The 11,727-nt window shown below is 47.8% G+C and carries 9 protein-coding genes; 1 reads left to right on the plus strand and 8 read right to left on the minus strand.

The window, feature by feature from the left end; genetic code table 11:
* The 6 genes from U9J37_RS16370 to U9J37_RS16395 all read right to left on the minus strand — a co-directional run bounded on the left by U9J37_RS16370 (position 1) and on the right by U9J37_RS16395 (position 8,431).
* Entirely contained in the window at positions 1 to 2,136 is a 2,136-nt protein-coding gene (locus U9J37_RS16370; protein ID WP_005469832.1) for a TonB-dependent hemoglobin/transferrin/lactoferrin family receptor, read from the minus strand.
* Between the two features lie 15 nt (positions 2,137 to 2,151).
* Positions 2,152 to 4,161, minus strand: a complete 2,010-nt coding sequence (locus U9J37_RS16375) for a prolyl oligopeptidase family serine peptidase (protein WP_005469640.1) — start codon at positions 4,159 to 4,161, stop codon at positions 2,152 to 2,154.
* Between the two features lie 218 nt (positions 4,162 to 4,379).
* On the minus strand, positions 4,380 to 5,378 hold the full coding sequence (locus U9J37_RS16380; protein ID WP_005469612.1) for a succinylglutamate desuccinylase/aspartoacylase family protein: 999 nt from the start codon (positions 5,376 to 5,378) through the stop codon (positions 4,380 to 4,382).
* Positions 5,379 to 5,549: 171 nt separating this feature from the next.
* Positions 5,550 to 6,455, minus strand: a complete 906-nt coding sequence (locus U9J37_RS16385) for a DMT family transporter (protein ID WP_005469535.1) — start codon at positions 6,453 to 6,455, stop codon at positions 5,550 to 5,552.
* A gap of 1 nt (position 6,456) precedes the next feature.
* Entirely contained in the window at positions 6,457 to 7,200 is a 744-nt protein-coding gene (locus tag U9J37_RS16390; RefSeq protein ID WP_005469689.1) for a 2OG-Fe dioxygenase family protein, read from the minus strand.
* Positions 7,201 to 7,216: 16 nt separating this feature from the next.
* A complete protein-coding gene (locus U9J37_RS16395) occupies positions 7,217 to 8,431 on the minus strand; it encodes an argininosuccinate synthase-related protein (protein ID WP_005469475.1) in 1,215 nt (404 codons plus the stop codon).
* Between the two features lie 105 nt (positions 8,432 to 8,536).
* Here U9J37_RS16395 and U9J37_RS16400 point away from each other — a divergent pair, with 105 nt between their 5' ends.
* Positions 8,537 to 9,445, plus strand: coding sequence for a LysR family transcriptional regulator (locus U9J37_RS16400; RefSeq protein ID WP_005469702.1), 909 nt, complete (start codon positions 8,537 to 8,539; stop codon positions 9,443 to 9,445).
* A gap of 60 nt (positions 9,446 to 9,505) precedes the next feature.
* On the opposite strand, the gene U9J37_RS16405 is transcribed toward U9J37_RS16400, so the two are convergent.
* Both U9J37_RS16405 and U9J37_RS16410 read right to left on the minus strand, forming a co-directional pair.
* Positions 9,506 to 10,435 carry a Gfo/Idh/MocA family protein gene (locus U9J37_RS16405; RefSeq protein ID WP_043886532.1) on the minus strand — a complete coding sequence of 310 codons (930 nt, stop codon included), beginning with the start codon at positions 10,433 to 10,435 and terminating at the stop codon, positions 9,506 to 9,508.
* A 7-nt stretch (positions 10,436 to 10,442) separates the two neighbouring features.
* Positions 10,443 to 11,624 carry an MFS transporter gene (locus U9J37_RS16410; RefSeq protein WP_005469671.1) on the minus strand — a complete coding sequence of 394 codons (1,182 nt, stop codon included), beginning with the start codon at positions 11,622 to 11,624 and terminating at the stop codon, positions 10,443 to 10,445.
* Between the last annotated feature and the right edge of the window lie 103 nt (positions 11,625 to 11,727).

The following is an 11,727-nucleotide window of genomic DNA, read 5'->3' on the forward strand; positions in this document are numbered from 1 at the left end:
TTAGAACGCGTAACGTGCGTTGACGGTGAAGTAACGGCCGGACTCTGTTTGGAATGCCTCGTGTAGGCTTTCGAGACCCGCGATATCTTGGTAGCGAATGTACTCGCGATCGAATAGGTTGATGACATTGACACTAATATTGGTATTGTTGCCAAAGTCATAGCCTAGACCGATGTCAACGGCACCCCAGCCCGCGGTGGTCGCACAGTCAACCGCGATTTTTTGCTGGTTAACACATACGCTGGTGCGATTCATTTGGTCAGCCCAGTTAAGCTGCACGTAACCGTTAAGCGCTCCATTGTCGTAGTTAAGCGCCACATTACCTTCTAGTGGCGTGATGGCACGGACGTAATCGCCTTCTTTGTCTTTTCCATCAACGATACCGATGTTAGTGCTGGCGATAATCGTATTGGTGAGGGAGTATTCCACCGACGCTTCAGCACCGTAGGTTCGAACACCATCTAGGTTGTCAAAGGTCACCTCGGTGATATTGGTTCCTGCGCGTTTACCAACCGTCTTTTGCTCAATGAAGTTTCTGAATACGTTGTAGAAAACCGCCCCATACACGCGCATAGCGCCATCATCGTACTTGGCACCAATTTCAAAACTGTCACTGGTTTCTTCCTCTAGCTCGAAGTTAGGCATAATGATGAATGCGCTACCTTGCACGAAATCATGATTCACTAAGCCATAGGTTTTTGAGTATTCTGGCGCGCGATAGCCATGCTTGTAGCTAAAGTAGCTGTTAAATGCTGGGGTAAATTGATAGGCAATCGACGCACTTGGCGACACCTCACTGCTGTTGTTATCGGGCAGGTCTTCCATCCCAATTGAACGGCCGCTGTCAGAGCTCAGGCGGTAGGAGTCATAGCGAAGCCCCAACATTGCACGCCAGTTGCCTACTTCAATAGAGTCTTGAATAAAGGCGCCCACTGAATAGCTGGTTGCCGGAGCAAATGGGTTAGTTTGGGTCACTTTCACGCCATGCCAGTCCGTAAGTCTTTCATCGACTGGGCGCTCATGATAGGTCGTTTCAAACTTACCGCCATAAACCAGCGTATGCTTCAGCTCGCCTTGATACAGTTCTTTCATCATATCTGCAGACCAACCAACCAGCTGATCTTGGAACTGACGATTTTCTATCTCACGACGCAACAGGCGTACGCCATTAGAATCACGATACATGAGCTTATTGGAGTCTTCGTTGAACAAGGTGTGTCGGTAGTACACTTTCGTCTCTAGCGTATCGAGGAGCAAGGTTTCTGACTCGTATTCAGCACCCAACCAAAATAGGTAATTAGATAGCGTTTCGTCTTCGTAAAACGTCTCGATATCCATTTTTGCGTCACGTTGAGGAGGTGCGATCCCCTCTTCACGGATCATTTGTTCACGATAGAAATCCGCTTTGGCTTTCAGCATCCATTCATCGTTTAGGTAGTGCTGGATGGTGTAAGCGGCGCTAAGGCCTTCGATTTCACGGTTCCACAAGTTTTCGTCGTACGATTTGCTCTCTTCACCACTCCAATACGCGGCTTGAACCAAGGAGCTAGTGTCGCCAAGTGCGAATGCTAAGTTGGATGAGAGCCTATAGCGACTACTGTTGTCGGAATAGTTCGCGGCACCGTCCACATAGAAATCCTCACCGTCGAGTAAATCTTCCGGCGAGAGCGATTTAACAATGATCACACCGCCAAGCGCGCCAGAACCAAAACTTGTTGAACTTGCGCCCTTCACGACTTGAATCTCTTTTGCAGATGAAACATCAAAGGAGTTATGACCCATCACATCGTTCAAGTCATTGGCACCGTAGCCATCTGATGTTGAAATGCCATCTTTCACTACAGAAACGCGGTTCCCCGACATACCACGAATCGTGATATTCTGTGCGGTACCCGCCGAGCCAGTCACACTCACACCCGGCTCGTTTTTAAGCACTTCGTACAGTTCGGTCGCGCCCTTTTTACGCATCTCTTCACCGTCAATGACCGAGACAGAGCCTGCGGTTTTTGACAATGATTCTTCGTATTTATTGGCAGTGACGACCACCTCTTCAAAGGTGCTGACGTTAGATTCCGCGTGTACAAGGCCTGCCGCCAGTGCAGTCAGCACAGCAACATTGACTCGTGAAAGTTTCATGATGGCTCCGGTTCGTTATTCCGATTTTTGTAATTGTTTAATAAGAAATGCGTATTCCATCGCTTGGCGTTGTGAAGACTTGCGCTGATCCGTAGCGTGTCCACTTTCAAAATCTGTCTCTAGAAGATAGGGACCAGTGCCTGAGCTGGTCGCTTCTAGTTGTGAGAGGTATTTGGCGCCCTCCCAATAAGGCACTCGGCGATCATGCCAACCAACGCGAACAAGCGTTGCAGGATAGTTAGCAGAGGTAAGATTTAAGATGGGATCGTACTGCGCCATTTTCGCCCGCTCTTCAGGAATCGATGGGGTTCCCCACTCCTGAAACTGTTGCGCTGTCAAAGGTAGCGTCGAATCTGACATACTCGCGACAACATCGACAAATGGGACCGTCAGGCTCGCCGCGCTGAATAGCTGTGGAGCTTGGTTGAGCGCACCAGCGACTAAGGTTCCCCCTGCGCTCGAGCCGATTGCCGCCACTTTTCGCTGACCCTTTTTGTAAGTCGACATCGCTTTTGACACAGCAACAAAGTCTTTGATGCCGTTGATTTTATTGACCCCGCGCCCCGACTGATGCCAAGCTTCGCCAAAGTAGCCACCACCACGAACATGAGCAATCGCATAAATGATCCCGCGATCCATCAATGAGATTGTCTGCGGCATAAAGTAAGGCTTCATCGTAAACCCATACGCACCATATCCATAAACCACCACAGGAGATCGCTCAGTCAGCATTGACGTCTTGTACGCCAGAGTCACAGGAACCTGAACACCACCCGATGGGATGAATATCGTTTCTGTATGGTACTCTTCGGCTTGGTATGACGGGTACGTATCTTCGCTCAATCGGCGACGGGTTAACGTAGAAACATCGAACTCTTCCCAAAGCGCAGGTTGGGTCATCGACATTGAACGAATACGCAGTTTGTCGCTGGCGTAATCCCCAACTCGACTCAGCCAAGCGACGCTGCCTGAAGGAGAAAGTAATTCTCGATGTTGCTCCCGACCACGGTGGTTTAAAATGACGAGACTTTTTTGTCCTTGCTTCTGTTCAATCGCCGCAAGGCCTGATTGGAAAACGTAGTAAGTTTGCAATTCTGCGCCTGAGCTAGTCGCGTAGATGACCTGCCAGTCCGAATCCTTTAGCGAGCTTGAGTATAGAGCGAACTGACCATCACGGTTGCTTTGTACATACAGCTTGCCCTTGGCGATGTCTGCGTAGTACTCGAAGCCCTCACGTCTTTTGGCTAACGGGGCTGACAACTCACCATTCGACAGATCAAGAACGCGCTGTTCGCTGGCAGATTCAGAGTTGCTTTGCACAATGGCAAATTGGCGATCGCTAGCTAGGTAGGCAGAGACAAGCCATGATTGATCCGTCTCGGTGTAAACGTCCGTGACTTTTCCACCCACTAGCGAATAACGCACCAATCGACTTGGTCTGGCATCCTGAACCGTTTTCACGATGCCATACACACTCTTGCTATCGGCAGACCAAATCACAGTAGTGTCACCGTTGGCATTAAAGCGCTGCTCTTTACCAGTGGCCACTTCAACCACCACCATTTGGTACTGCTCGTTACCAACTAGGTCTTCAGTAAGGGCAATTTTTCGTCCATCTGGGCTGACTGACCAGCCACCAAGCTGATAGTAGTCATGCTGGTTTGCTCGCTGTTCGATGTTGAGTAGATCAACGATTTGAGATGAATTGGCGTCTCTGACTCTCAGCCATCGTTGACCTTCTACGCGGGTGACCAGATACTCTTTTCCATCACGGATCAGCCATGGCTGACTGCCACGCTGTACGCGATGATTTGCCCACTCGTCTTGAAGCGCATCGCTCAGAGGTTGGAGGGCTTGTTGGAATTGTTCGACTTGACGATTGCGCTGCTCAAGATAGCGAATTACCTTGGCATTTGAGCGAGAATCGTCTCGAAGCCATTGATGGTTTTGCTCACTCTCTTCACTCGCAATAGCATTTGATGCTAATACTGAAAAAGAAAGCAAAATAATATTCACTAATCTCATTATAAACAACGCAACATACAAATTATTAATAGGCGCCGAAGTTTGCATGAGAATGGTAATGAGATCAATTATCGTTTACAGATAAATGTGATTTAGATCTCATTGGTGAGCGAATTTTATAGAGTAATTGCTTTATCTGGTGAAGAAGTGTTCCTGTGTTTTATCAGGAACACCAATGATGTGGGTGAATAGTTATCCCATAATATGCAGCGAATCCGTTATTGAATTAGTCTAACGACCAACGATCCCGGCGCTCGAACTGACTCAACATTGTGGCTTATGACGGTACCGTTAATCGGCGAGTAGTAAACCTCGATTTCATCACCGAAACTATTGTATTGCGTTGCCAATTTCTCCCCTTCACAAACCGTTTGCATTAAGTCGACATGGCAGATTACGAACCCCCCTTGGCTTGCTCTGACACTGACAATTTGCTCGCCTTCCACGCAAGGCACCTCAGATTCGTCCACATTGCCTGACAGCGCTTCATAAGACTTAAGAATGTTCATCACCCCTTTGGTTGCTCGCTCTACCATCACTAAATCGGTGTAGCGGCCAATGCCAACCTCTATCGTGATCGAAGGAATGCCGGCGCGGTTGTAAACCGTTTCCAAAATGCCAGGGTCACCGGGATCATTAAGAATAACGTCGGGGTTAATGAGCCTAGCCATACGAATCGCATCTTCTAGGCGGTAATCAGCAAACGCATACAAGGGATAAGCACTGCCGCTGGTTTGGGAATGGAGATCGATAGCCAGATCCGCATTGGGTTTGAGCAGATTCTCCCACAAACTGTTTGCGTAGCGGCTTGCGTCATCACCAGTAGGGCTACCCGGGAAGACGCGATTAAGATTCGCAGATGAGCTATCCGGCGCGGCGGAGTGAAAGTCTCGGCTATGGCGGGCAATGCCTGACAGGTTAACCGTAGGAACAATCGTCACGACGCCCGCAATGGCTTTGCCGACGAGCTCCCGAGCGATTTGCTGCGCCGTTAAAATACCATTTTGCTCGTCACCGTGAACACCTGCTGTGATCATAAATCGCTTACCCGGATTTTGACCTTTAAACACTCTCACTGGCAGTGTTTGCGGATGGCCAATAGCATCCGTTGCCACAGCAAACCAAAACTTGTGCTCCCCCGCCTCTAACGCGTTAACGTCTAGCGCTTGAATGGTTGGGTACATAGGGACGATACACTCGTTCAAAGGTTTGCTCATTCTTTACTCCGATTGTTCTCTGGGCAGGCCATTGCCTCTTAGTTCGCCTTCATAGTAACCGATGTGTAAAGAAGATCCATCCTCTGGGTATTAGGCTTTATTTTACGATGAGGATTCAACGCTTTAGAACGTGATGCAGGAAAAAGAAAACCGGGCATTCGCCCGGCTTGGTTAGCTTTCTCGGGTTGAAGTGACTATCACACTGAACAAGATAAGTGCCCCACCAGCAAGTTGGGTTACACTCAACGTTTCTTGCAGCCAGACCATAGCGAAGATCGCACCGAATAACGGCTCACTGCCCATTAGCAAGGAAACACGAGTAGGCGAGGTTCTGCGCACCGCGTAGTTTTGGACATAAAAGGCAAACAGCGTACAAAACAGCACTAAGTACGCAACCGTAATCCAAAACTCCGTCGAGGTCGGCAACACAAACTCCGACGCAGGTAGAAACGCGACTGCGCCAACAATCGCACATGACGCCACAACCAACGACTGAAGTGAGGTTAACGTTGAGGTGGTAATCTCTTTGCCCTCAGTAAACCGTTTGGTTAACGTCACCATCAGCGCACGTAGCAGCGCCGCGGTCAGAATAAAGTAATCGCCCGTATTTAACGAAAACTCGATCCCTTGTTCACTGGTCAGCAGCAAAACCCCCACCACACTACAGACGGTGAGACCAAGTAGGGTATTGCTTACGCGCTTTTTGTTAATTATCAGTTCCGCGAAGGCCGTTAAGATCACGGTCAAGCTGATCAAAAAGGCCGCATTGGATGCCGAGGTCTGAGAAACCCCAAACACTTCGCAGAAAAAAATCGCCGATAGAATAAAGCCGGTCGGTATTGCTATCTTCCAATCTTTATTGAGCCCTCGGCGAAAGTCTCGAATCACTACAGGTAGCATACATAAAAAAGTGATTGAGAAACGTATCGTAATGAAGAGTAAAACACTGGTATACACTAAGGCACTTTTTGTGAGCCCGTAACTGGTTCCCCAAAATACCGCCACCAAAAGCAGCAATGATTCTGTTACTGGAAACTTAAAACTTCCTTTTTTTAACGAACTCGCAGCCGTAGTCATACTATTCCTCCATTTTTGTAAAAGCGATCACGAGTACATCCCGGTACGCGCATTTGTCTGAACTCTCAGGTCGAATTGGTGAGACTTCGTGCATGGTTTGCTCATCGTCCGCCATCACGACATCAAACGTTTTATCCAACACTAAGGTCTCCAACTCTTGTTTGTTTGCATCGGTGATGGTAGTCAGCCCTCCCATCACATTGATTTTGTTGATCATCAGCGACGCAATGTAGGTGACACCATCACGATGCAAACCTTCCGGTGTGGGCTGTCCCAACTCGGAATCATCAGCAATGATTCGGTAAGGGTGGAGCCGAATATTCCACTTGGTTGGCTTACCTTCTGCGCCATCGTAAATGTCACTCATCAATTGCAGCAGTCGCTCCAAAATCGGCGAAGTCACAAAGCGGTCTGTCAACGGTTCAAAGTGACGTTCAATATCACCATTGAGCTGGTTAATGTAAGAAGGCTGAACATAAGGTTCATGAGGCAACATGGTAATCTCATGGCTGCCCGGCAACTTCATAAACTGACCATATCGGCGATAGCGATACGTACCGCCGTCTGCCATGTATTGATCCCTTTCCAAGTGATTCCAACAGTTTTTAAAACGAATCACCTCATCGACGTTGGTTTGCAGTAAGGACGTCATGTGCTTACCGCTGACAAAGACATATTGATTTTGCGCCAATATTTGCGTAATCACTGAAACGTTACGACTCGCGACCTGTTTAACGCTCTCCATAAATTGCACCTCTCTACTACACTGCTTGATGGGCTTTTTGCGGTTGAGTATCCAACGGCAAGGAGCGCTGGCTTCGTTCATGAGCCACTTCCACTTCCCAACGGTCACGATCACACAGATACCTTGGGTTTTCCGCCACGATACTTGTCGCCAGAGCACTTCCTCTGGTGAGATTGAATAGAACACTGCCAGAAATGAATTCCGCAGTGTGGGCGATGAACGCATAGCTGGCATTTTGCATCATGCTGCCAAAGCGACCTTCAACCGCTTCTTGTGTCCACATGTCGTTATGCATTGCTTTTGCTTTGAGAACATCGGTAGGTAAAGCTGCTGTTTCCAGCAGCTTGTAAGCCTTCATCAGGAGTGTTGCGGCGGGTGCTTCGCGCACCTCTAGTACCTTTTCGTCCTGATCGAGATGGTCGAACCCTACATATCGGCCAATCTCGTACGCGCCAACGTGGTTGTTAATGAAGGTAATTAACTCAAGTAAATTAATGGGCTGATCGTTCAAGGTGACAGGGTAGCCTTGACGAAAGCCAATCTTAATTTGATCGTTTTCTAGATGTTTTTCTGGCTGCCAACGCGACCAGGTAAACAGAGATTCTGAAACGGTGAATTGTTCTGGGTTGTCGAGAACGCCAGACTCAAACTCACGACACCAAAGGTTGGAGTCACCGCTCACATTGCGGCTTTTAAAACCAACTAAACCTGAATGGAAAAGTGCTTTGGCTTTCTCTTCTCTTGTAAGCGCGGAATACTCATAAGGAGAGCCATAAAACCCATCAAAGCCCGAGCGCTCAATCGCGCCATTAAGACGACGTAAACTGTTTTGTGACTGGTTGGCGGTATGAATAATCGCATCACAGCCAAGGATTTCCGCCAGCTCCACCGCTTTTTTGACAATAATTGGGCGTGAGAGTGACGAGCTAACAGGGTAATCCCCTAGGTACATGGATTGAGCCTGAATCGCGGACACTAAGCTGTGTTCAACGAACTCCTGCTTTGCATCGATGATCTTAAGATCGAAGCCGTAGTGATCGGTGATGAGCTTTAGGTTCGATTCTTCGATACCATCACCCAAGTCGACCGCGACAGCCGTGACTTTTGCGTGACTATTTTTGAGTAGTTCTAATACATATGAGCTATCTAGCCCCCCACTGAATAAGGTCAAAATATGCTTCGAAACGTCAGCAACTGCCTGAACATCCTCGATACTTCTGATCTTCTTCATGTTTCACGTCCTTTATTATTTTTAGTTGTTGTCAATTGACTTAATTAGTATCTATAAGTAACTTGAGCGAAACAATATAGCCATAATGCAAAGGATAATTGCGCCATGGACACAAATAAGCTTATTCCGCTACTTTCAGAGATGGCAATCTTCGTAAATGTTGTGGAGTCGGGCAGCTTCTCAAAGACCGCCAAAAAACTTGGTGTATCCCCGTCATCCGTGAGCCGATCGGTCACTAGGCTAGAGAACGCGTTGGAAGAAAAACTGCTAGAGCGCACCACTCGCCAGATGCGTCTTAGCTCAACCGGGCAAGAGGTTTATAGCCTGTGTAGTGACATGATGAACTCTGCCAAAATGGCGGTTTCTGCGGCGCAGGTCGATAAAACCGATGTTTCAGGTAGCCTACGTGTTGCAGCGCCAAAAGCATTGTCTCGCCAAGTACTTATGCCGATGATCCTCGACTTTATCGACGACTACCCCAACGTGTCGTTGCAGCTCAAAGTCGCCGACCACTACATTGATCCGATTGGCGATGAAGTGGACATCATCATTATGATCACCAACAAACCAACGGAAGGGTTGATCGCCAAACCTTTAGGTCAATGTCGATTGGTTTTGTGCGCAAGTCCAGCCTATATCGAAGAATATGGGATGCCGATTCACCCAGAAGACATTTCAAGCCACAACTGTTTGTGTTTAGGGGAGAATCCTCGCGACCGAGTTTGGGAATTTACTAACAATAACAAGCGTGTATCGATTAACGTTAACGGCTCATTTGTTGTGAACCACAGCGAAATTCGCCGTGAAGCTGTGTTGCGTGGGGTAGGTATTTCGGTCTTTCCAGAGTTCGCTATTCAATCGTATATCGACTCTGGGCAAGTGGTAGAAGTCTTGCGAGACTGGCACGTAGGCGGCAACTATCAAGGCAAAATCATCGCCCAATACGCGCAATCGAAGTACATCCCAAGCCAGATCAAGACTTTTATTGAGTACTTGCAGCAAAGATTAGTGTAATCCAACTAAAAAAAGTGAAGCCTGAGACTTCACTTTTTAGGTGCGAACGCTTGGGTGTCCTTATCGCTTCGACGCGTTCAAACGAGCGACAAGCGCCTCTGCAAGTTGATGGGTAGCAATGTTGCGCTCGACGATATGGCTCGCCAGTTGCCCCGCCCTGATCACCGACAACCAGTCTTGTATCATTGCTTCAAAACCCTTTGTCGTTAGCATTGGTGTCCAATCTTTCAATGCTAACGCCACCTCTTGCCCCTCTTCCCATTGGCGACCAGCCATAAAGGAATCAAATTGCAGCGCCTTATTTTGGTAGGTTGCCGAGACCCTTTCTGTGGTCACACCAAACTGACGATTCATTGAAGCATGGAGCAGCGTTTCGCCGGCCTGCCACTGAATATCTAGCCGACCTAACTGCTCACCCACCCATTGTTGGGTGACATAGGCGTCGTTTATGTCCGCTCGACAATCTAAGTTAACGCTATCAAGTGGATGGATAAAATCATCAAATACGAACGTTCTCACCTCACCAGATAGATTATGACGATGCTTCTCCCAACGAAGAGAGGTTAATGCCCCACATCGACCATTAGCGACTTCCGGCAAGTAGTGATTATAGAGAGGAATATGACGACGATTATAACCGACATAAAGCGGCGCGTTATGCTTGCTCGCAATGTCATACAGTTCCATGACATCTGCGGCATTGTCCGCTAATGGCTTATCGACAAACGTTGGGATGCCTAGCTGCAAAAAATAACTCGCGATCTGCTTATGCACACTCGTGGCAGCATGAATCATTACGGCGTCGACCCCGAGCCGAGGTAAATCGCGATAGTCATGACAGGTTTGCCCCACTCGATATTGCTCAGACAATACCTGCAAAGCGTCTGAGCTTCGGGTACAAAATATAGGCTCAACATCAGCCAGTTGAGTGATAATGGGAAGGTATGCCTTCTGAGCGATATCACCTAGGCCAATAATGCCAATTTTCATCATTGTTTTAACTCCACTTAAGCATGCGTACTTCGTTGCCCTCTTCAGGCTTTCTTGGGATATTGAGCGACAACAACAAACTGACCATCGCCATCCCAGCACCGATATAAAACACGGCAGAGGGAGAGATTAACCAAATAAATCCAAACGACACTGGGATGAATACCGCAGCAATATGGTTGATAGTAAACGACACACCCGCTGTAGAGGCCATGTCAGCAGGGTCGGCGATTTTTTGGAAATAGGTTTTAATCGCAAGGGCTAAGGCAAAGAATAGATGGTCGATAACATACAGCGCGGCCGCCCATTCTGCAGTTTGAACCATTGCGTATCCAACAAACACACCAATTAAGCCAACATACTCAAAAATCAGCGCTTTCCGCTCGCCCACTTGACCAATGAATTTACCAATTCTTTTTGCAAACAAGAAGTTAAATAGGTAGTTGATAAGAAACAGCAAGGTAATATCTGCAGCCGAATAGCCAAATTTTTCGACCATCAAAAACCCTGCAAAAACGGTGAAAATTTGTCGACGAGCACCACTCATAAAGGTTAATGCGTAGTAAAGCCAATATCGCTTGCGCAACACCAACTTTTTATTCTGAGGGACTTTCGACTGAAACTCGGGAAAGGCAAACGCCATCCAAACCACCAGCAAGAATCCGACCCCACCGAACGTTAAATAAACCCATTTGAAGTCCATATGGAAGACTTCAAGGCAGAACCACAGAGCCCCATAAGTACACAGTGAGGCAAGCGCGCCTATCGATATAAACTTACCCAACATTTCCGGCGCTTCATCTTTCGATAACCACTGAAGTGACAGCGATTGCTTGAGGGTTTCGAAGTAGTGGAATCCAATCGACATGAGTAAGGTCGTCATCAGCAAGCCAAATAGCGTGGGAAAGAATCCGGTAATCGCAGTGCCCAGAGTAAGCGCCGCAAGCGAGAGTAAAATAAAACGCTGCTCACGAATAAAAAGAAGGACGAACACGGCGGTAAACGCAAGGAAACCGGGGATTTCACGTACACTTTGCAACAAGCCAATATCGGCGCCATCAAAGCTCGCTTTTTCTATCACAAAGTTGTTTAGCAACGCCATCCAGCTTGAGAAAGCGATAGGGACAACAATGGAAACCACCAACAGGAAGTTCTGCGGCGTTTTCCACGATGTGGATTCAGAGTTCATAAATCATCCTTGGTTTGAAGAATCGCTCCGAAACGAATACTCGTTTCCAAACATTCAGAGTCATAGGTTTTGATGCGCCATTCAATATGGAATAAAGTGCGCA

It is taken from the genome of Vibrio sp. 16 (genome assembly GCF_963681195.1).
In the GTDB taxonomy this organism is placed as follows: domain Bacteria; phylum Pseudomonadota; class Gammaproteobacteria; order Enterobacterales; family Vibrionaceae; genus Vibrio; species Vibrio sinaloensis_D.